The organism is Streptomyces sp. NPDC058985, from assembly GCF_042740985.1.
Lineage (GTDB): Bacteria > Actinomycetota > Actinomycetes > Streptomycetales > Streptomycetaceae > Streptomyces.
Genome location: NZ_JBHYJX010000014.1, coordinates 1 through 18,515 on the forward strand (window position 1 = coordinate 1; position 18,515 = coordinate 18,515).

The 18,515-nt window shown below is 74.7% G+C and carries 22 protein-coding genes; 10 read left to right on the forward strand and 12 right to left on the reverse strand.

Going from position 1 to position 18,515, the window contains the following annotated elements; translation table 11 throughout:
* The 3 genes from ACFW01_RS15045 to ACFW01_RS15055 all read right to left on the reverse strand — a co-directional run.
* On the reverse strand, positions 1-778 hold a 778-nt coding region (locus ACFW01_RS15045), incomplete at its 3' end, for a class I SAM-dependent methyltransferase (RefSeq protein ID WP_384503906.1).
* 184 nt (positions 779-962) lie between these two features.
* Positions 963-1,592 carry a DUF2064 domain-containing protein gene (locus tag ACFW01_RS15050; protein ID WP_384504044.1) on the reverse strand — a complete coding sequence of 210 codons (630 nt, stop codon included), beginning with the start codon at positions 1,590-1,592 and terminating at the stop codon, positions 963-965.
* 5 nt (positions 1,593-1,597) lie between these two features.
* On the reverse strand, positions 1,598-2,326 hold the full coding sequence (locus tag ACFW01_RS15055) for a glycosyltransferase family 2 protein (RefSeq protein ID WP_234956575.1): 729 nt from the start codon (positions 2,324-2,326) through the stop codon (positions 1,598-1,600).
* Positions 2,327-2,684: 358 nt separating this feature from the next.
* Between ACFW01_RS15055 and ACFW01_RS15060 the strand changes: the two genes are divergently transcribed.
* Together ACFW01_RS15060 and ACFW01_RS15065 are read left to right on the forward strand one after the other, a co-directional pair.
* Positions 2,685-3,491 (forward strand): response regulator transcription factor, encoded by an 807-nt coding sequence (locus tag ACFW01_RS15060; protein WP_384504046.1) that lies wholly within the window; start codon positions 2,685-2,687, stop codon positions 3,489-3,491.
* 1 nt (position 3,492) lies between these two features.
* Positions 3,493-4,605 carry a HAMP domain-containing sensor histidine kinase gene (locus tag ACFW01_RS15065; RefSeq protein ID WP_234956576.1) on the forward strand — a complete coding sequence of 371 codons (1,113 nt, stop codon included), beginning with the start codon at positions 3,493-3,495 and terminating at the stop codon, positions 4,603-4,605.
* 226 nt (positions 4,606-4,831) lie between these two features.
* Here ACFW01_RS15065 and ACFW01_RS15070 read toward each other — a convergent pair whose 3' ends face one another.
* Complete coding sequence (locus ACFW01_RS15070; RefSeq protein WP_384503908.1) at positions 4,832-5,833, reverse strand: NAD-dependent epimerase/dehydratase family protein; 1,002 nt, start codon at positions 5,831-5,833, stop codon at positions 4,832-4,834.
* Between the two features lie 181 nt (positions 5,834-6,014).
* On the opposite strand from ACFW01_RS15070, the gene ACFW01_RS15075 reads away from it, so the two are divergent.
* From ACFW01_RS15075 to ACFW01_RS15085, 3 genes are read left to right on the forward strand one after another with little or no spacing between them, the layout of a single operon-like run.
* Entirely contained in the window at positions 6,015-6,401 is a 387-nt protein-coding gene (locus ACFW01_RS15075) for a sortase-dependent protein (RefSeq protein ID WP_384503910.1), read from the forward strand.
* The gene (locus ACFW01_RS15080) at positions 6,398-7,057 is read left to right on the forward strand and encodes a class F sortase (RefSeq protein WP_384503912.1); all 660 of its coding nucleotides are present in this window, start codon (positions 6,398-6,400) and stop codon (positions 7,055-7,057) included. The genes ACFW01_RS15075 and ACFW01_RS15080 overlap by 4 nt, the downstream gene beginning before the upstream one ends.
* Positions 7,058-7,098: 41 nt before the next feature.
* On the forward strand, positions 7,099-7,590 hold the full coding sequence (locus ACFW01_RS15085; protein ID WP_153178812.1) for an RNA polymerase sigma factor: 492 nt from the start codon (positions 7,099-7,101) through the stop codon (positions 7,588-7,590).
* Between the two features lie 90 nt (positions 7,591-7,680).
* Here ACFW01_RS15085 and ACFW01_RS15090 read toward each other — a convergent pair whose 3' ends face one another.
* Positions 7,681-7,995 carry a hypothetical protein gene (locus ACFW01_RS15090; protein ID WP_384503914.1) on the reverse strand — a complete coding sequence of 105 codons (315 nt, stop codon included), beginning with the start codon at positions 7,993-7,995 and terminating at the stop codon, positions 7,681-7,683.
* Positions 7,996-8,034: 39 nt separating this feature from the next.
* Here ACFW01_RS15090 and ACFW01_RS15095 point away from each other — a divergent pair, with 39 nt between their 5' ends.
* Positions 8,035-8,388: a DUF952 domain-containing protein gene (locus tag ACFW01_RS15095; RefSeq protein WP_384503916.1), complete on the forward strand. Its 354-nt coding sequence runs from the start codon at positions 8,035-8,037 to the stop codon at positions 8,386-8,388.
* 95 nt (positions 8,389-8,483) lie between these two features.
* Here the strand turns inward: ACFW01_RS15095 and ACFW01_RS15100 are convergent, their stop codons facing one another.
* The 3 genes from ACFW01_RS15100 to ACFW01_RS15110 all read right to left on the reverse strand — a co-directional run bounded on the left by ACFW01_RS15100 (position 8,484) and on the right by ACFW01_RS15110 (position 10,832).
* Positions 8,484-8,804, reverse strand: a complete 321-nt coding sequence (locus tag ACFW01_RS15100; RefSeq protein ID WP_234956582.1) for an SCO5918 family protein — start codon at positions 8,802-8,804, stop codon at positions 8,484-8,486.
* Between the two features lie 44 nt (positions 8,805-8,848).
* Complete coding sequence (locus tag ACFW01_RS15105) at positions 8,849-10,408, reverse strand: DEAD/DEAH box helicase (RefSeq protein ID WP_234956583.1); 1,560 nt, start codon at positions 10,406-10,408, stop codon at positions 8,849-8,851.
* Between the two features lie 220 nt (positions 10,409-10,628).
* Entirely contained in the window at positions 10,629-10,832 is a 204-nt protein-coding gene (locus ACFW01_RS15110; protein WP_019324834.1) for a cold-shock protein, read from the reverse strand.
* Positions 10,833-11,107: 275 nt separating this feature from the next.
* Here ACFW01_RS15110 and ACFW01_RS15115 point away from each other — a divergent pair, with 275 nt between their 5' ends.
* Both ACFW01_RS15115 and ACFW01_RS15120 read left to right on the forward strand, forming a co-directional pair.
* A complete protein-coding gene (locus ACFW01_RS15115) occupies positions 11,108-11,722 on the forward strand; it encodes a VOC family protein (protein WP_234956584.1) in 615 nt (204 codons plus the stop codon).
* A 166-nt stretch (positions 11,723-11,888) separates the two neighbouring features.
* A complete protein-coding gene (locus ACFW01_RS15120) occupies positions 11,889-13,181 on the forward strand; it encodes a phosphatase PAP2 family protein (RefSeq protein ID WP_384503920.1) in 1,293 nt (430 codons plus the stop codon).
* 18 nt (positions 13,182-13,199) lie between these two features.
* On the opposite strand, the gene ACFW01_RS15125 is transcribed toward ACFW01_RS15120, so the two are convergent.
* The 4 genes from ACFW01_RS15125 to ACFW01_RS15140 form a co-directional block, all read right to left on the reverse strand.
* Positions 13,200-14,273 (reverse strand): ABC transporter ATP-binding protein, encoded by a 1,074-nt coding sequence (locus tag ACFW01_RS15125; RefSeq protein ID WP_384503922.1) that lies wholly within the window; start codon positions 14,271-14,273, stop codon positions 13,200-13,202.
* On the reverse strand, positions 14,270-15,079 hold the full coding sequence (modB, locus tag ACFW01_RS15130; protein ID WP_234956587.1) for a molybdate ABC transporter permease subunit: 810 nt from the start codon (positions 15,077-15,079) through the stop codon (positions 14,270-14,272). The genes ACFW01_RS15125 and modB overlap by 4 nt, the downstream gene beginning before the upstream one ends.
* A complete protein-coding gene (gene modA, locus ACFW01_RS15135; protein ID WP_384503924.1) occupies positions 15,076-15,912 on the reverse strand; it encodes a molybdate ABC transporter substrate-binding protein in 837 nt (278 codons plus the stop codon). Before modA ends, modB begins: the two co-directional genes overlap by 4 nt.
* Before the next feature lie 257 nt (positions 15,913-16,169).
* Positions 16,170-16,565 carry a helix-turn-helix transcriptional regulator gene (locus tag ACFW01_RS15140; RefSeq protein ID WP_234956590.1) on the reverse strand — a complete coding sequence of 132 codons (396 nt, stop codon included), beginning with the start codon at positions 16,563-16,565 and terminating at the stop codon, positions 16,170-16,172.
* Positions 16,566-16,673: 108 nt separating this feature from the next.
* Between ACFW01_RS15140 and ACFW01_RS15145 the strand changes: the two genes are divergently transcribed.
* Together ACFW01_RS15145 and sigJ are read left to right on the forward strand one after the other, a co-directional pair.
* Complete coding sequence (locus ACFW01_RS15145) at positions 16,674-17,453, forward strand: Fpg/Nei family DNA glycosylase (RefSeq protein WP_384503926.1); 780 nt, start codon at positions 16,674-16,676, stop codon at positions 17,451-17,453.
* A 45-nt stretch (positions 17,454-17,498) separates the two neighbouring features.
* Positions 17,499-18,443, forward strand: coding sequence for an RNA polymerase sigma factor SigJ (sigJ, locus tag ACFW01_RS15150; RefSeq protein WP_234956593.1), 945 nt, complete (start codon positions 17,499-17,501; stop codon positions 18,441-18,443).
* The last annotated feature ends 72 nt before the right edge of the window (positions 18,444-18,515 follow it).

Sequence of the window (18,515 nt, forward strand, 5' to 3'; positions counted from 1 at the left end):
GGTCGCTGCGCAGCGCGACGAAGGGGCGCTCCCCCGACGTCCACTGAGCGACGGTCCGCCAGCCCCCGGCGGCCGCGCGGTCGAGCAGGGCGCGGGTGCCGATCCGCGCCCAGGGGAAGGGGCTGCCGGCGGCGTGGCCGTCGGTGACGTCGACGAGCTGCACGTGGGCGCGCTCGTCGACGTCCACCCCCGCGGTCTCGGCGATCAGCAGGCCCCCGGGGGCGAGCAGGGCGGCGACGCGGGCGAGCAGGGCGCGGGGATCGCCGCCGATGCCGACGTTGCCGTCCATGAGGAGCACGGTGTCCCAGCGGCCCTCGCCGGGCAGCGGCTCGAAGACGGAGCGCCGCAGCGACTGGCCGCCGGAGCGCACGGTGTGGGCCACCGCGGCCTCGCTGACGTCGATGCCGAGGACGGTCCGGCCCCGGGCGGCGAGTTCCGCGACCAGCCGGCCGGGGCCGCAGCCCACGTCGAGGACGGCGCCCTCGCACCGGTCCAGGACCTCCAGGTCGACCGTGTCGGCCCCCGCGCACCACCGCTCCACCTCCAGCGGCAGCAGCCACCCGTCGGTCCGCCGCAGGAACAGCGGCCCGCGACCGGCCCGCAGCGCGGCGGCGTAGGGGTCGGAGCCGGCCCAGGGCGCCGGTCCCGCCAGGGGGAACGCCGACTCCGCGAGGCGCCCGGGACCGACGGCCGTCCAGTCGCCGGACGGCCGCTCCACCGGCCCGCTCCCCACGGCGCGGTCCGCCCCGTCGGCCGGTCCGCTCACCGGCTCACTCATCGGCCGCCCCTTCGCACGCCCGTGGCCGCTCATCGGCCCACCCGCGCGTCCGCGCCGGCCGTGCATGCCGCGAACCGGCCGGGCGGCCGGCCCACCGGTGGGTGTGCCGGTCCGTTCTCGGCGGCGCGGTCCGCCCCGCCGGTCCGTCCGCTCGTCGGCCGCCCGCCCGCGCGTCCGTGGCCGCTCATCGGCCCACCCCCGCGTCCGCGCCCGCCGTGCACGCCGCCAGCCGGGCGGCGAAACGGCCGTGCGGGGCCAGTGCGGCGACGGCCCGGGCGTCGGCGGCGGTGTCGACGTCGCGCAGGGGCGGCAGGTCCCGTACCCGCAGCCCCGCCGCCAGCAGGCGCTCGCGCTGCACGGCCCCCGTCACCGGCGTCGACATCGGCACGCCCCGCAGCAGGGCCGGGTCGGGGCGGGCCAGGCCCAGCGCCCAGAAGCCGCCGTCCTCCGCCGGACCGAAGTACGCGTCGCAGTCCGCGAAGTCCACGTCGAGCAGCTCCGGCGTCACCTGCGGCGTGTCCATCCCGATCAGCAGGGCGGGCCCCGCGCACCCGGCGAACGCCTCCGCGAGCCGTGCGTCGAGACCGCCCGCGCACTGCGGTACGACGTCGAAGCCGGGCGGCAGCCAGGGCCCCGGGGCACCGGCGAGGACCAGCACCCGGCGCCGGGCGGGCGTCGCGGCGACCGCGCGCAGGGTGTCGGCGAGGGACGCCTCGGCCAGCGCGGCCGCCTCGTTCGGGGTGAAGGGCGGGGTGAGGCGGGTCTTGACCCGGCCGGGGCGGGGCTCCTTCGCGATGACGAGGAGGGTGCTCATCATGCTCACCGTGTGTTCCCCTCGTGGGCCGCGTCACGCGGAACCGTGCGATCCGGTTGCTCGGCGAGCACGCCGCGCATGTCCCGTACCGCGTGCCAGGTGCCGCGCCAGGTCCCGGTGACCTTCGACGCCCCGGTGCGGGGCAGGTACGGCACGTCGTGCTCGGTGACCCGCCAGCCCGCGTCGGCGGCCCGCACCACCATCTGGAGCGGGTAGCCGCTGCGCCGGTCGGTGAGGCCGAGGCCGAGCAGCGCCTCGCGGCGGGCGGCGCGCAGCGGGCCGAGGTCGTGCAGCCGCAGGCCGGTGCGGCGGCGCAGCATCCGGGCGAGCGCGAGGTTGCCGGCCCGGGCGTGCGGGGGCCAGGCGCCGCGCCCCTGCGGTCGTCGGCGGCCGAGCACCAGGTCGGCGGTGCCGTCCCGGATCTCGCGCACGAAGGGCTTCAGCAGGCCCGGATCGAGGGAGGCGTCGCAGTCGCAGAAGCAGACGATGTCGGCCGTGGCGGCGGTCAGCCCGGCGTGGCAGGCGGCGCCGAAGCCGCGGCGCGGCTCGGTCACGACCGTGGCGCCGAGCGCGCGGGCGATCTCCGCAGAGCCGTCGGTGGAACCGTTGTCGACGACGAGCGCGCGCCAGCCGTCCGGGATGCGGGCCAGGACCCAGGGCAGGGCTCCGGCCTCGTCCAGGCAGGGGAGTACGACGTCGACGACGGGAGCGGGCGAGGTGGTCACGGCTCTCACCCTACGAGTCGAAATCGGGCGAAACGGGCTCCCGCTCCTTACGAAACACGGACGTCGCGGCCCGGGTCGGCCCTCGGGGACGACGTCCGCGTGGGCGCGGTGCGAGGCTGGGCCCATGCAGCAGCCGCACGAGCCCGCTCCCGCACAGGCGGACCGCGCCGGATCCTCCGCCGGATCATCGGCCGGATCCTCCGCCGGATCCTCCGCCGGATCCCCGGCCGGAAGCCCCGCCGCATCCTCCGCCGGATCCCCGGCCGGATCCCCGGCCGGAAGCCCCGCCGCATCCCTGGCCGGATCCCCCGCCGCATCCCTGGCCGGAACTTCGGCCGGATCCCCGGCCGGATCCCCCGCCGCATCCCTGGCCGGAACTTCGGCCGGATCCCCGGCCGGATCCCCCGCCGGATCCTCCGCCGGATCCCCGGCCGCATCCCCCGCCGGCACCCCCACCGGGACCCCCGATGGATCCACCGCCGGCCCCGCCCGGATCCTGGTCGTCGACGACGACCCCACCGTCGCGGAGGTCGTCGCCGGGTACCTGGAGCGCGCCGGGCACGTCGTGGACCGGGCCGATGACGGTCCGGCCGCGCTCACCCGGGCCGCTGCGCACCGGCCGGACCTGGTGGTGCTGGACCTGATGCTGCCCGGCATGGACGGCCTGGAGGTGTGCAGGCGGCTGCGCGGCACCGGGCCCGTGCCGGTCGTCATGCTGACCGCCCGCGGCGACGAGGACGACCGCATCCTCGGCCTGGAGGTGGGGGCGGACGACTACGTGACCAAGCCGTTCAGCCCCCGCGAGCTGGTGCTGCGGGTGGAGTCGGTACTGCGCCGCACCCGGCCCCCCGCCGGTCTGGTGCCGCCCTCCGCGGCCGGTCTCACCGTCGACCCGGGCGCCCGGCGGGCCACGAAGGAGGGCGCCGAGCTGGCCCTCACCCTGCGCGAGTTCGACCTGCTGGCCTTCTTCCTGCGGCACCCGGGGCGGGCCTTCGCCCGGGAGGAGCTGATGCGGGAGGTGTGGGGCTGGGACTTCGGCGACCTGTCCACCGTCACGGTCCACGTGCGGCGGCTGCGCGGCAAGGTCGAGGACGACCCGGCCCGGCCGCGGCTGATCCAGACCGTGTGGGGCGTGGGCTACCGCTTCGACCCGACGGGGCGGGAGACGGTCTGACATGCACGACACCCTCCTCATCGCCCTGTACGCCTTCGCCGGCGCCGCCGCCGCCGGGCTGGCCGGCGCGGCCGTGCTGCGGCTGATCCGGCGGCGCTCGCTGACCGCGTCGCTCGCGGTGGTGGCGGCGGTCGCCGTCCTCGCGATGCTCGCGGGGACGCTCGCCGTCGCCTGGGCGATGTTCCTGTCCCCGCACGACCTGTCCGTGGTCACCACCGTCGTGGCGATGGCGGCCGTGGTGTCGCTGGCCACCGCGCTGCTGCTGGGCCGCTGGGTGGTCGCCCGCAGCCGCGAACTGGCCGCCGCCGCACGCTCCTTCGGCGACGACGGCGACTACGCGGCCCCCACCGTCCCGGCGACCGCCGAACTCGACGCCCTCAGCCGTGAACTGGCCGCCACCAGCGCGCGCCTGGCCGAGTCCCGGGAACGCGAGCGCGCCCTGGAGACCTCCCGCCGCGAACTGGTCGCCTGGATCTCGCACGACCTGCGCACCCCGCTGGCCGGCCTGCGGGCCATGTCCGAGGCCCTGGAGGACGGCGTCGCCGCGGACCCCGACCGCTACCTCCGCCAGATCCGCACCGAGGTGGAACGCCTCAACGACATGGTCGGCGACCTCTTCGAACTCTCCCGCATCCACGCCGGAGCGCTCGCCCTCGCCCCCGCCCGGATCTCGCTCTACGACCTGGTCGGCGACGCCCTCGCGGGCGCGGACCCGCTCGCCCGGGAGCACGGCGTACGGCTGGTCGGCGACGCGGTGGCGGCGGTGCCGGTCGAGGTGGACGGCAAGGAGATGAGCCGCGTCCTCGGCAACCTCCTGGTCAACGCCATCCGCCGCACCCCCGCCGACGGCACGGTCGCCGTCGCCGCCGAGCCCTCGCCCGAGGGCGTGGTGCTCTCCGTCTCCGACGGCTGCGGCGGCATCCCGGAGGAGGACCTGCCGCGCGTCTTCGACACCGGCTGGCGCGGCACCCACGCCCGTACCCCTCCGGCCGGCGCGGGCCTGGGCCTGGCCATCGTCCGCGGCATCGTGGAAGCCCACCGCGGCCGCACCACGGTCCACAACATCCCCGGCGGCTGCCGCTTCGAGGTGACCCTCCCCCTGGCCGACGCCTGAGCCGTCCGGCGCCTTCCCCCCTGGACCTGCCCGGGCCGGCGCTCTCGCCCTCGGACCCGGTCCCCGGCCCCAGGGGCTCGGTCCCCGGCCCCAGGGCTCGGTCCCCGGCCCGAGGGCGGCGCGGTCCTCGGCCCGAGGGCTCGGTCCCCGGCCTGGGCGCCCCGCCTCGCCCCGCGCCGTCTGCCCGGCCCGCGGACCGTGTCCGACCGTGCCGCCGCCCCCGACGTCATTGCCCCCGCAGACCCGCCCGGGCGAACTCCTCCATGCCCTCCCCGAAGCCGACCCGGGGGTGCCACGACAGGTCGGTGCGCAGGCGGGCGGAGTCGGCGGTGATGTGGCGTACGTCGCCCAGGCGGTACTCGCCGGTGACGACCGGTTCGGGGCCGCCGTACGCCTCGGCGAGGGCGGTGGCCATCTCGCCCACCGTGTGCGGGTCGCCGCTGCCGGTGTTGTAGGCGGTGAGCGTGCCGCCCGGGCGGTCGGCCGTCAGTGCCGCGACGTTGGCCGCGGCCACGTCCCGTACGTGTACGAAGTCCCGGCGCTGGCGGCCGTCCTCGAAGACCCGGGGGGCCTCGCCGCGGGCGAGCGCGGAACGGAAGAAGGAGGCGACCCCGGCGTACGGGGTGTCGCGGGGCATCCCGGGGCCGTACACGTTGTGGTAGCGCAGCGACACCGCCGTCGCGCCGGCCGACCGCGCCCAGGCGGCGGCCAGGTGCTCCTGGGCCAGCTTGGTCGTCGCGTACACGTTGCGCGGGTCGGCCGGCGCGTCCTCGCCGACCAGCCCCGGGGAGAGGGCCGCGCCGCACACCGGGCACGGCGGCTCGAACCGGCCCGCGTCCAGGTCGGCGACGGCCCGCGGGCCGGGCCGGACCACGCCGTGCCGTGCGCACTCGTAGCGCCCCTCGCCGTACACGACCATCGACCCGGCGAGCACGAGCCGCCCCACGCCCGCCTCCGCCATCGCGGCGAGCAGGACGGCGGTGCCGAGGTCGTTGTGCGAGACGTACTCCGCGGCGTCGGCGACCCCGTTGCCGAGCCCGACCACCGCCGCCTGGTGGCACACGGCGTCCACCCCGGTGAGCGCCTTGGCGACCGCCGCGGGGTCGCGCACGTCGGCGGCGGGGTCCTCGCGGACGTCGTACCCGACGGGCTCGTGCCCGTGTTCCCGCAGTGCCGTGACGACATGGGACCCGATGAACCCGGCATGGCCGGTGACCAGTACGCGCATGCGTCCACGCTAGGCGCGTGAGGCCCTCGCGCCGCGCGTCCGGCGCGGCACGTCACGGGTCCGTAAGAAGGGGATGCATCCGTCACCCACCACGGCTTTGCCATCCCTTTGCAACCCGCCGGGGTGCCGCCTCGTCTCTCCGTCCGATCCACCCACCACCCCCCCGAGAGAGAGCGACCCGATGCGCCGCACCATCCTCAGCGCCGTGGCCCTGGCCTGCACCGCCGTACTGGCCGGCACCGCGCCCGCGTTCGCCGACGACCCCAGCCCCGCGCCCACCAAGGCCCCGGCCCAGAGCACCCCGAGCCCCGTGCCGAGCGAGTCCCCGACCAAGGCCCCGACGCCCTCGCCCAGCAAGCCGGGTCCGGCGGACGAGGCACCCGCCCCCGCCCCGGCCGACGGCCAGGTCTCCGCCGTGCCCGAGGGCGCCCCCGACACCGGCGTCGCGACCCGGGAGCCGGGCGGCGCCGACGCGGGGCCGGCCGGCGCGGGCGCCGGTGCCGTGCTCGTCGCGGGCGGCGCGGTCCTCTTCGTCGTACGGCGTCGGCGGGCGGCGACCGGGGCATGACCCGGCCCGCCGGTCGCGCCCTCGCCACCGCGGCGCTCACCGTGCTGCTCGCCGGCTGCGGCGGCGGCGCGGGGAACGTCGGGAACACGGGGAACGCGGGGCACACGGGGAACGACGTGGCCGCGTCCGACCGCCCCGGCACCACCGCGCCCTCATCACCCACCGCCGCCAAGTCCACGCGGCCACTGGAGCGTTCGGTGCCGGTCGGCCTGCGCATCCCGGCCGCCGGCGTCGACACCCCGGTGATGCGGCTGGGGCTCGCGGAGGACGGCACGGTGCAGGTCCCGCCCGTCACGGACGACGACCGCGCGGGCTGGTACCGGCACTCGCCGACCCCGGGCCAGGTGGGACCGTCGGTCCTCCTCGGCCACGTCACCGTCGGCACCCACGGCGACGGCGTCTTCCGCCACCTCGCGCGGCTGCACCGGGGCGACCGGATCGAGACGCGCCTGCAGAACGGCGCGGCGGCCGAGTTCACGGTCACCGCCGTACGGACGGTGCGCAAGGCCGAGTTCCCGACGGACGACGTCTACGGGGACGTGAAGCGGCCGGAGTTGCGGCTCATCACCTGCGGTGGCCCACGCGTCGGCGAGGAGTACCGGGACAACGTCATCGTCTTCGCCGCGCTGAGCGCGACGCGTCCCGCTCCCTCCTGACCGGCCGTGCGCACGGCATACCCTCACGACCATGGAGAGCGTTGAAACGGTCCCGTGACAGGGCGGCGTCCGAGCTGTTCGCCGCCCTGTATCCGCGCCTCGCCGGCTGGTGCCGCCGGCTCGTCGACGACGACGAGACGGCCCACGAGATCGCCTCGGAGGCGTTCACCCGGCTCTGGGCCCGCTGGACGTCCGTGGAGGAGCCCCGCGGGTTCCTCTACGTGACCGCCGCCAACCTCGTCCGGGATCACTGGCGCAAGCTGGAGCGCGAACGCCGGGCCGTGCGCCGGGTCACCGCGGAGGTCGCCGTACGCCCGCACCCCGAGCAGGCCGACCCCTCGGTGCGGCTGCTCGTGCAGTCCCTGCCGGAGCGACTGCGCGTGCCGATCCTGCTCCACTACTACGCTGACATGCCGATCCGGGAGGTGTCCGCGCTGACCGGGCGCAAGGAAGGAACCGTCAAGGCCGACCTCCACGCGGCCCGCGAACTGCTCCGCGTCCATCTGAGGAGAAGCCTTGACCACACGCCTTGAGGACGATCCCGGGTCCGGACGGGACGAGGACGATCCGCTGCTGGTCGTGCTCCGCCCGGAGACCGCGTACCTGGGCCCGCCGCCCGGCCGCTACGAGGCGGTCCGCAAGGCCGCGTCCCGGCGGCGTCTGCTGCGCGCCGCCGCCGGCGGAGCCGCGACCGCTGCCGCCGCCGTCCTGATCGCGCTGCCGCTGAACTGGGCGTCCCCCGCCCCGCCCCCGCGTCCGACGGCCCCGCTGGCCCCCGCCGACCCGCCCGCGACGACCCCACCGACCCCCGCCTCGCCCCGCGACGCCTCACAGGCGCCGAGTCCGGTCCCCGACGCGTCCACGGGGGCCGTGCCGACCCCGTCGGCCTCCTCGCCGTCGGGGTCCGCGCCGCCGTCCGCCCCGGGCTCCGTGCCCACGCCCTCGGAGCCCGGCGGGCCTGCTGTTAAAACGGAACGATGATCTACCACGTGGTGCCGCTCGCCGAGTGGAACGCCGACCCCGACCGGCCCTACGCCCCCGCCTCCCTCGCCGAGGACGGGTTCGTGCACTGCTCGCCCGACGAGGCGACCACGCTCGCCGTCGTCAACGCCTACTACCGCGCCGCGCCCCGTCCCCTGCTCGCGGTGCTGCTCGACGAGGACCGGCTCACCCCGAGGTGCGTGTGGGAGGCGGCGGAGCCCGCACCGCCGCCCGGGGTCGCCGAGGGCACCCTCTTCCCGCACGTCTTCGGCCCGCTCGACCGCGCGGCCGTCCGGCGCGTGAGCGAGGTGCGCCGGGACGGCGCGGGCCGGGCCACGGGGCTCTCCTGACGCCGGAGGCGCGGAACTCTCAGGCCATCAGGCCATGGAAGTCTCCGGACACCGGGCCACGCGGCTCTCCCGACGGATGAAGCCCGTCGTCACTCCTACTCCTGCGGCTGGGCCGGTCCTCCGAGCAGCGCCGACGCGGTCTCGACCGGCGTGGCGGCGGGCGCCGGAGCGGGCTCTGCCCCGGGGGCCGGGTGGCAGGTGAAGCCCAGGCGCGTCATGGCCCGGGTGACCTCGGCCGCCGAGAAGTCGCGGCTGTCCTGCCGGGTGACGACCACGCCCACCTGCTTGACCGGGTAGCGACGGCGGCCGATGGTCACGGACTCACCCGTGACGGGCTGGGGCGTGACGCCCTTCATCGAGTCCAGCACCCCTTGCTTGGTGAGGTCGAACGGGTACCGGGCGATGACACAGCGCATGATGCCTCCAACAGGGGGACGGAGCGGATGGGCTTGCGGTTCGTCTAGGCCGCCGACGAACCACCGGCGGACTGGCGCCGCGGCCTGCGCCGCGGGGCTTCGCCGGCGGAGCGGCTCTGGCCGCCCCCGCGGCCCTGGCCGGTGCGGGTCTGCGGGACGGAGGCCTGGCCGGAGCGGGCCTGGCCGGAGCGGCCGCGCCGCCCGCGCGACGAGGAGCCGGTGCCGGACGCGGCGCGCCGCGGGCGCTCCACGACCGGTGCGGTGATGACGACGGGGACGCCGGAGGGGGCCTGCGCACCGGTGATGCGGGACAGCTCCGCCTCGCCGGAGCGGACCGGGGTGACCTGCGGGGTGATGCCGGCCGAGGCCATCAGCCGCGTCATGTCGCGCCGCTGGTCCGGCGTGACCAGGGTGACGACGCTGCCCGACTCGCCGGCGCGGGCCGTACGGCCGCCGCGGTGCAGGTAGTCCTTGTGGTCGCCGGGCGGGTCGACGTTGACGACCAGGTCGAGGTTGTCGACGTGGATGCCGCGGGCCGCGACGTTGGTCGCCACCAGCGCCGTCACCTGCCCGTCCTTGAACTGGGCGAGGGTGCGGGTGCGCTGCGGCTGGGACTTGCCGCCGTGCAGTCCGGCCGCCCGCACGCCGCTCTTCAGCAGCTGCTTGACCAGCCGGTCCACCCGGTGCTTGGTGTCCAGGAACATGATGACCCGGCCGTCACGCGCCGCGATCTCGACGGTCGTGGCCTGCTTGTCCGCCTCGTGCACGTGCAGGACGTGATGCTCCATCGTGGTGACGGCGCCGGCCGACGGGTCGACGGAGTGGACGACCGGGTCCGACAGGTAGCGGCGGACCAGCCGGTCGACGTTGCGGTCCAGGGTGGCGGAGAAGAGCATCCGCTGCCCGTCCGGCCGCACCTGGTCGAGGAGGGCGGTGACCTGCGGCATGAAGCCCATGTCGGTCATCTGGTCGGCCTCGTCGAGCACGGTGATGCCGACGTCGCCGAGGTGGCAGTCACCCCGGTCGATGAGGTCCTTGAGCCGTCCCGGCGTCGCCACGACGACCTCGGCGCCGCCCCGCAGCGCACCGGCCTGCCGGCCGATCGACATGCCGCCGACCACGGTGGCCGACCGCAGGCCCACGGCGCGGGCGTACGGGGCGAGCGCGTCGGTGACCTGCTGGGCCAGCTCACGGGTGGGGACGAGGACCAGGGCGCGCGGCCTGCGCGGCTCGGCGCGGAGACCGGCCGTGCGGGCCAGCAGGGCGAGGCCGAAGGCGAGGGTCTTGCCCGACCCGGTGCGGCCCCGGCCGAGTACGTCGCGCCCGGCCAGGGAGTTCGGCAGGGTCGCCGCCTGGATCGGGAACGGCACGCTCACGCCCTCGCCGCTCAGCGCGGAAAGCATGCGCTCCGGCAGGTCGAGTTCGGCGAACGTGTCGACGGCGGGCAGCGCCGGAGTGATCGTCTTCGGGGGTGCGAACTCGCCCTGGGGCGCGGCGGCCGGGCGGCGGCCGGGGTTCTGGGAGCGGCCGCCCGTGCGGGAGGAGCGGCGGGGGCCGCCGCCGGAGCGGCTGCGGTCATTGGTGCGTGTGCGTGCGCGGTCCATACGGAACCTTCCTCGATACGGCACGTATCAAGGGAGTCCCGCAGCGGTGGTACGGCGCGGGGAATCGCAAGAACGAGCCGGGTCCGGTCACTGTCGGCGCATCGGGGCGCGGGACCGGAAAATGGAGAAGAAAACGAGAAGAAAAGAAAGAAACGCGAGCGGGGGCCCGCACCCCAAGGTGCGGGCCCCGACTGCGAAGTAACGCGAGTGCGTCGTGAGGTCAGGCGACCACGATGTTCTCGGCGGTCGGGCCCTTCTGGCCCTGCGCGATGTCGAAGGTCACCTTCTGGCCCTCGAGCAGCTCACGGAAGCCCTGGGCGGCGATGTTCGAGTAGTGGGCGAAGACGTCGGGGCCGCCGCCGTCCTGCTCGATGAAGCCGAAGCCCTTTTCCGAGTTGAACCACTTCACGGTGCCGGATGCCATTTTTTCTCCTTCGGGACGGTGCTCGGCGCTCACCCTGTGTGAACGCCGGTCGCCGTGATGATCACCCCGTCGGAAAAACCTTCAGGCAACCACAACTGCAACTTCCATCGACAGTAGCACGCCGTGACCGTGTGGACGCTCGTGATAATCCCGTCGCACTCGCGACGCCCCCGCTGTCCCGGCCGGACGCGGCCCGGGGGCGGCCGGATCCCACGCGGCGGCATGGTCAGTTTTCGAGAAGCATCGCCGGCCCCGCCGCCCATACCGTCATGGACATGAACTCCATCGACTCCATCACCCTGGAAGTGGCCGACACCGAGGCCGCCGCCCGCTTCTACTCCGACGCCTTCGGGCTGGACCCGAAGCGGGTCCGCGTCCGTGCCTCCGAGTCCCCGACGACCGGCTTCCGCGGCTTCACCCTGTCCCTCGTGGTGTCCCAGCCGGGCAACGTCGACGCGCTCCTCGCCGCCGCCGTGGAGGCCGGCGCCACCGTCGTCAAGCCTGCGGCGAAGTCCCTGTGGGGCTACGGCGGCGTCGTCCAGGCGCCGGACGGCACGATCTGGCAGCTCGCCACCTCGAAGAAGAAGGACACCGGCCCGGTCACCCGCGAGTTCGACGAGATCGTGCTCCTGCTCGGCGTCGAGGACGTGAAGGCCAGCAAGCAGTTCTACGTCGAGCGCGGGCTCGCCGTCGGCAAGAGCTTCGGGGGCAAGTACGTCGAGTTCGCCACCGAACCGGGCACGGTCAAGCTCTCCCTCTACAAGCGGCGCGGCCTCGCCAAGGTCGCGGGCGTCGACGCCGGCGGCAGCGGCTCGCACCGCCTCGTACTCGCCGGGGAGACCGAGCCGTTCGAGGACCCCGACGGCTTCGCCTGGCAACCCGCGCAGTAATACATTCGTCTTCTTGCGCTGACGGGCTGGTAACCCTCCCGTCGCTGAAAGGTCGTTATTTGCGCAAATCGGTAAAAAGACGCAAACAGAATAAAGATTGAGATATATGCCATCACGGATACCCTCGCGCCTACGTGGGCGACAGCAGCGCGCCAGACTCTGGGCCGTGGCGGGTGCGGCGGCTCTCGCGTTCCTCGTCGCGCTGGAGATCGCCGCTCGCCGCTACGGTCTCCCGGGGCCGATCACCAACCAGGCGAAAGAGGTGGTGTTCGCCCCCGTCTCGGGGCCGCTGCTCTACGCCGGCCTGGCGCTGACGATGGTGGTCCTGACCTGGCGTCAGCGCTTCGTGGCGGCCGCCTGCGCGGTCGGTGTCGACCTCGTCTTCGCGCTGGTGCGCTGGGCGGCGGGTGCCACGGTGTCCGGCAGCCACTCCTTCGGCAACGGCGCGCTCTGGGTGGTCCTCGGCTGCGGCGTCCTCGCGCTCACGCGCCGCACCGGCCGGGAGAGGGTCCTGCTGCTGAAGGGTGTCGGGCTCGGTCTGCTGCTGGTGGCCGGCCGCAAGACCGGCGACACCTGGCTGCTGATCACCGCGAAGACCCACCCGAAGGTGCTGGACCCGTACGTCGCGGTCGCCGATCACGCGCTGGGCAGCCCCTCGTGGCTGGTGGGCCGGGTGGTCAGGGCCTCGGGCCCGGCCGGCGAGCACGTCCTCGACTGGGTCTACGTCCAACTCGCGGTGGCCGCGGTGGTCGTGGCGCTCTACCAACTGCGTCATGTCGCCGCCGAGCGCCGCTTCCCGCGCCATCACCTGGTGCGCACCTTCCTGGTGATCGGCCTGCTCGGGCCGGGCATCTACATGATCTTCCCCGTGGTCGGCCCGATCTTCACCTACGGCACCGGGGCCTTCGGCACCGGCGGTGAGCAGTGGGCCGTCGCCACCCTGTGGCCGGACACACCGCCGCCGATCGGCCCGCCCGCCCCGGTGACGTACGACGGGATCACCCCGCGCAACTGCATGCCCAGCCTGCACACGGCGTGGGCCACCGTCATCTTCCTGCATTCCCGGAACGGACCGAGGATCCTGCGCTTTGCAGGAACGTTCTGGCTCGTCGCCACGCTCGGCGCGACGCTGGGATTCGGCTATCACTACGGCATCGACCTCGTCGCCGGTGTGGTCTTCGCCGTCACCGTCGAGGCGGCCCTGCGCGCCTTCGACCGCGGCTGGGACCGGGCGGGAATCCAACTGGTCGCCCACGGCGCGCTGGTGTTCACCGCGATCCTCGCGTCGACCCGCTATCTGTCCCTGGACATGGCCCGCCACCCGCTGGTCTTCGGCCCCCTCCTCCTGCTCGCGATGGCCTCGGTGATCCACGGCTATGTGCGGACCACGAGGGGCTGGCGGCCGACGGGCGCGACGGTGCCGGCCCAGCAGTCGGAGCCCCAACTGGAGGCGGCCTGACCGGCGGTCGGCGGTCGGTCAGCCGCGGTAGGCGTGGGTCTGGGCGGCCTTGACGGTGGCCCAGACGGCGGCGCCGGGGTGCAGGTCGAGTTCGGCCGCGGCGACCGTGGTCAGGTCGGCCGCGAGGGGGAGTTCGCCGGTGAGGTCGGCGCGGATCTGGTCGCCGTGGGTCTCCAGACCGGCGACCTCGCAGCGCCACAGGTTGCGGGCGCTGGAGCCGGTGGGGCGGTCCCGGTGCAGGGTGACCGCGCTGGGCGGGAACGCCACGAACACCGGCCCGGTCAGCTCCTCGCTGGTCGTGATCGCCGTCCCGTCGTCCAGACGTACCGCATGCCCCTCGGCGCGCCCCCGGTAGAGGTTGAGGCCGACCAGGTGGGCGATGTAGTCGGTGCGCGGGTGGCGGGCGATGTGCGACGGGGTGCCCTCCTGGACGACCCGGCCGTCCTCCACGACGACGAGGTGGTCGGCGAGGACCATGGCGTCCAGCGGGTCGTGGGTGACGAGCACGGCCACCGCCTCGAAGTCGGCCAGGTGACGCCGGAGCTGGGCGCGGACGTCGAGGCGTGTGCGGGCGTCGAGGGCGGCGAGCGGCTCGTCCAGGAGCAGCAGCCGGGGACGGTTGGCCAGGGCGCGGGCGAGCGCGACCCGCTGGGCCTGGCCGCCGGAGAGCCGGCGCGGCTTGGCGCCCTGGTGGTCGGCCAGGCCCATGCGGTCGAGCCAGACGGCGGCCCGGGCCCGTGCCTCGGCCTTGCCGACGCCGTGGCAGCGCGGTCCGAAGGCCACGTTGTCCAGCGCGGTGAGGTGGGGAAAGAGCAGGTAGTCCTGGAAGACGACGCCGACGGGCCGGGACTCCGGAGGCGTACGGTCCAGCTCGTCCCCGTCGAGGCGGAGATGGCCCTCGGAGAGCGGGACGAGGCCGGCCAGCGCGCGCAGGGCGGTGGTCTTGCCCGCGCCGTTGGGCCCGAGCAGGGCGACCACGTCGCCGGGCGCGGCGGCCAGCGTCACGTCGAGACGGAAGCCCCCGCGGTCGACGACGAGCCGCGCGTCCAGCCCGTCGGCGCGGGGCGCGGTCCGCTTCCCGGTCCCGGTCATGAGGCGGTCATCCAGCGGTCGCGCAGTCCGGCGAGTACGGCGATGGACACGGCCAGCAGCACCAGGCTGAGGGCGATGGCCGCCTCCGGATCGCTCTGCAGGGCGAGGTAGACGGCCAGCGGCATGGTCTGGGTGCGGCCGGGGAAGTTCCCGGCGAAGGTGATCGTCGCCCCGAACTCGCCGAGTGCCCGGGCCCAGGCCAGCACCGCGCCCGCGGCGATGCCGGGCGCGATCAGCGGCAGGGTGACCCGGCGGAAGGCGGTGAAGCGGGAGGCGCCCAGGGTGGTGGCCGCCTCCTCGTAGCGCGGGTCGGCGGCGCGCAGGGTGCCCTCGACGCTGATGACGAGGAACGGCATCGCCACGAACGCCTCGGCGAGGATGACGCCGGTGGTGGTGAACGGCAGGGTGATCCCGAACCAGGAGTCCAGCCACTGCCCCACGACCCCGTTGCGGCCCAGCGCCATCAGCAGCGCCACGCCGCCCACGACCGGCGGCAGCACCAGCGGCAGCGTCACCAGGGCCCGTACGAGACCGCGCCCGGGGAAGTCGACCCGTGCGAGGAGCCAGGCCAGCGGCACGCCGATCACCATGCTCACCACGGTCGCCGCCGTGGCGCAGATCAGCGACAGCCGCAGCGCCTGCCACACCTCGGTACTGGTCAGCAGCTCCGGCATGCTCGCCCAGGGGGCCCGGATCAGCAGGGCGATCAGCGGCAGCACCAGGAAGGCGAGGCCGATCAGCGCGGGCACGAGCAGGGGCAGGGGAGCCCCGCCCCTCACCCGCGCGCTCCTGGACGGTGCGGTCACGGTGCGGTGAACCCGGCCCCGGTCAGCACCTTCCGGCCCTCGGCGGACCGCACCAGCTCGATGAACGCCCGGCCCACCTCGGCGTTGGGCGCATCCTTGAGCAGGGTGATCGGATAGTCGTTGACGGCGTCGGCGGCTTCGGGGAACTCCACGCCCTCCACCTTGTCACCGGCGGCCTTCACGTCGGTCTTGTAGACCAGGGCGGCGTCGGCCTCCTTGAGGACGACCTTGTTCAGCGCCGACTTCACGTCCTCCTCGTAGGAGACGGGCGTCAGCTTCAGCTTGCTCGCGTCCAGCGCCTTCTGGGCGGCGGCCCCGCACGGCACCGACTTGTCGCACAGGACGACCTTCAGGCCGGACCCGGTCAGGTCCTTCAGGGAGGCGATCTTGCCGGGGTTGCCCGGCAGGGTGGCGATCTCCAGCCGGTTGCGGACGAAGGTGGCCGGCGTCCCGGAGGCGGCGTCGGCGTCCGTGACGACCTTCATGGTCCTGGGGCTGGCGGAGGCGAACACGTCGGCGGGAGCGCCGCTGGTGATGCCCGCGGCGAGCGAGTCGCTGCCGCCGAAGTTGAAGACGACCTTGGTGCCGGGGTGCTGCTTCTCGAACTCCTTGCCCAGCTCGGTGAAGCTCTCGGTGAGCGAGGCCGCGGCGAAGACGTTGACCGTCCCGGAGAGCTTCTCCGAGCCGCCGGACTTCTCACCGGAGCCCGAGCCCGAGCCCGAGGCGGAATCGGAATCGGAATCGGCGGAGCAGGCACTCAGCGCCAGCAGCGCGGCGGCGGCCGCCCCCACCGCCTGCACGGTGCGACGGGTCCGGCGCGCGGAACGGGTCATCACGGCTCCACTCCCTCTGGTGCTGATGGTGCTGATGGTGCTGATGGTGCTGATCCGGCTGGGCCGGCTGCGCTTACGCCGATGATAATGCCGCAGATGCGACCCGGAAGTCTCCTGTCGCTTCGCATGAGCGGGCGCAACCCATCCCTGGCATGGCATGTGCGTTTGTACGGGAGGTCCGGCCGGGTACCGTCACACGGGACGTGACAGCCGTGAGCGCGTCCCGTCCTCCTCGCCGTCACCCGCGACGGCGCCGCTCAACCCCGGTCGACGTGCACGTTCGTCGACTTCACTCGGGCGGTGGCCTCCATCCCGACCTCCAGGCCCAGTTCCTCCACGGCCTCCCGGGTCAGCAGCGACACCAGCCGGTGCGGGCCGGCCTGGATCTCGACCTGTGCCGCCACGTCACCGAGTTTGATCGCGGTGACGATGCCGGGGAAGGCGTTGCGGACCGACGTGCAGGACGCCTCCTCCTCGCCGCTGCCGCTCTGGGCCAGCTCCACGGAGAACGCGGCCAGGTCCCTGCCGTCGATGAGCCGCTTGCCGCCCTCGTCGCGATGGGTCGTCACCCGCCCCGCGTCCGCCCACCGCCGCGCGGTGTCCGGACTGACGCCGAGCAGCCGGGCCGCCTGGCCGATCGTGTATGCCTGCATGGGCGCCAAGATAGGCGACCCGCGGTGTCGTGCTGCACGGTGCCCGCGGCGCGCGCACCATGGGACCGGGGCCGCTCGAGGAGGCCCGCGTTCCGGGAGGAGGCCCGCGTGCCGGAGCTGCCCGACGTCGAGGGATTCCGCGAGGTTCTCGCGTCCTGCGCGACGGGCAGGACCGTCCAGCGTGTCGACGTGCGCGACACCGGGGTCCTGCACGGAGTGAGCGCCCGGGGGCTGCGCGAGGCGCTGGAGGGCCGGCGCTTCACGCGGGCGGAACGGCACGGCAAGTGGCTGCTCGCCCGCACCGGCGGCCCCACCGTGCTGCTGCACTTCGGCATGACGGGCCTGCTGCTCTGCCGCCGCCCCGACGACCCCGCCCACCCGCACGACCGGGTCCTGTTCACGGTCTCCCGCGACCGCCAGCTCCGCTACCGCGACCAGCGCAAGCTCCGGGGCCTGTGGCTGGCCCACGACGAGTCCGACGTCGCCCGGCTCCTGGACCACCAGGGCCCGGACGCGCTGACGGTCGGCCGGGAGCACTTCGATGCCGCGCTCGGCGCACGGCGCGGCAGCGTCAAGACGGCGCTGACCGACCAGTCCGTCGTCGCCGGCCTCGGCAACCTGCTCGCCGACGAGATCCTGTGGCGCGCCCACCTGCACCCCACCCGCGCGGCGAGCGGCCTCGCCGAGTCCGACCGCCGCCGCCTCCACACGCACATGCGGCGCACCCTGCGCTCCGCCGTCCCCACGGGCCGCGTCCCGCCACGCGCCTCCTGGCTCACCGGCCACCGCGACACCCCGGACCCCACCTGCCCTCGCTGCGGCACCCACCTGCGCCACTCCCGGGTGGGCGGCCGCGGCACGGTGTGGTGCCCGCGCTGCCAGCGGTGACCAGGTGCCGACCGTCCGCGCGCCGGGGCGACTAGGATCCGGCCCATGGCCCTGACCATGAACGACGTGGAACGGTTCGAGGCGTCCAGGCCCCGTCTGGAGGCCATCGCCTACCGCCTCCTCGGCTCCGCGAGCGAGGCCGAGGACGCCGTGCAGGAGACGTTCCTGCGCTGGCAGGCCACCGACGTCGGCCGTGTCGAGGTCCCGGAGGCCTGGCTGACGAAGGTGCTCACCAACCTCTGCCTCAACCAGCTCACCTCGGCCCGCGCCCGGCGGGAGACCTACGTCGGACAGTGGCTGCCCGAGCCGCTGCTCGCCGGGGACCCGATGCTCGGCCCGGCCGACACGGCCGAACAGCGCGAGTCGGTCTCCTTCGCCGTACTCGCCCTGCTGGAGCGGCTGTCGCCGGGCGAGCGCGCGGTGTACGTCCTGCGCGAGGCGTTCGGCTACGGGCACCGGGAGATCGCCGGGATCCTCGGCCTCACCGAGGCCGCCAGCCAGCAGATCCTCCACCGCGCCAAGAAGCACGTCGCCGAGGGCAGGGCCCGTACCGAGGTCGACGAGGCGGCCGCCCGGCGGGTCGTCGAGGAGTTCCTCGCCGCGGCCACCAGCGGCCGTACCGAACCGCTCGTCCGCCTGCTCACCCAGGACGCCGTGTCGATCGGCGACGGCGGCGGGAAGGTCCCGGCGCGAGCCAAGGCGTTCGAGGGCGCCCGCGCGGTGGCGACGTTCATGCGGGGCCTGTTCAAGCCCGGCAAGGCCAAGCGTGCCCTGGCCGGCGGCACCGTCGGGGTCTACGCCGACACCGCGAACGGCGACCCCGCCGTGGTGGCGGTCGTGGACGGCCGGGTCATCGGCGTCATGTGCCTGGAGATCACCCCCGAGGGCATCGCCGGGTTCCGCAACCAGGTCAACCCCGACAAGCTCGAACGCGCCACCCGGCGCTGGGCCGCCACCGACCACGGAGAACCCCTGTTCAACGCCTTCTGACCACCGCCACGTGCATGTGACGTACGTCACACCCTGCTCCTGTCAGGAAACGGCGGGCCGCCCGGTTCAAGG

Excerpts from the sequence above, each read along its gene's own strand:
- ACFW01_RS15050 (WP_384504044.1), bottom strand. The coding sequence starts at position 1,592 with ATGAGCACCCTCCTCGTCATCGCGAAGGAGCCCCGCCCCGGCCGGGTC.
- ACFW01_RS15065 (WP_234956576.1), top strand. The coding sequence starts at position 3,493 with ATGCACGACACCCTCCTCATCGCCCTGTACGCCTTCGCCGGCGCCGCC.
- ACFW01_RS15070 (WP_384503908.1), bottom strand. The coding sequence starts at position 5,833 with ATGCGCGTACTGGTCACCGGCCATGCCGGGTTCATCGGGTCCCATGTC.
- ACFW01_RS15075 (WP_384503910.1), top strand. The coding sequence starts at position 6,015 with ATGCGCCGCACCATCCTCAGCGCCGTGGCCCTGGCCTGCACCGCCGTA.
- ACFW01_RS15080 (WP_384503912.1), top strand. The coding sequence starts at position 6,398 with ATGACCCGGCCCGCCGGTCGCGCCCTCGCCACCGCGGCGCTCACCGTG.
- ACFW01_RS15095 (WP_384503916.1), top strand. The coding sequence starts at position 8,035 with ATGATCTACCACGTGGTGCCGCTCGCCGAGTGGAACGCCGACCCCGAC.
- ACFW01_RS15100 (WP_234956582.1), bottom strand. The coding sequence starts at position 8,804 with ATGCGCTGTGTCATCGCCCGGTACCCGTTCGACCTCACCAAGCAAGGG.
- ACFW01_RS15105 (WP_234956583.1), bottom strand. The coding sequence starts at position 10,408 with ATGGACCGCGCACGCACACGCACCAATGACCGCAGCCGCTCCGGCGGC.
- ACFW01_RS15110 (WP_019324834.1), bottom strand. The coding sequence starts at position 10,832 with ATGGCATCCGGCACCGTGAAGTGGTTCAACTCGGAAAAGGGCTTCGGC.
- ACFW01_RS15115 (WP_234956584.1), top strand. The coding sequence starts at position 11,108 with ATGAACTCCATCGACTCCATCACCCTGGAAGTGGCCGACACCGAGGCC.
- ACFW01_RS15125 (WP_384503922.1), bottom strand. The coding sequence starts at position 14,273 with ATGACCGGGACCGGGAAGCGGACCGCGCCCCGCGCCGACGGGCTGGAC.
- modA (WP_384503924.1), bottom strand. The coding sequence starts at position 15,912 with ATGACCCGTTCCGCGCGCCGGACCCGTCGCACCGTGCAGGCGGTGGGG.
- ACFW01_RS15140 (WP_234956590.1), bottom strand. The coding sequence starts at position 16,565 with ATGCAGGCATACACGATCGGCCAGGCGGCCCGGCTGCTCGGCGTCAGT.
- sigJ (WP_234956593.1), top strand. The coding sequence starts at position 17,499 with ATGGCCCTGACCATGAACGACGTGGAACGGTTCGAGGCGTCCAGGCCC.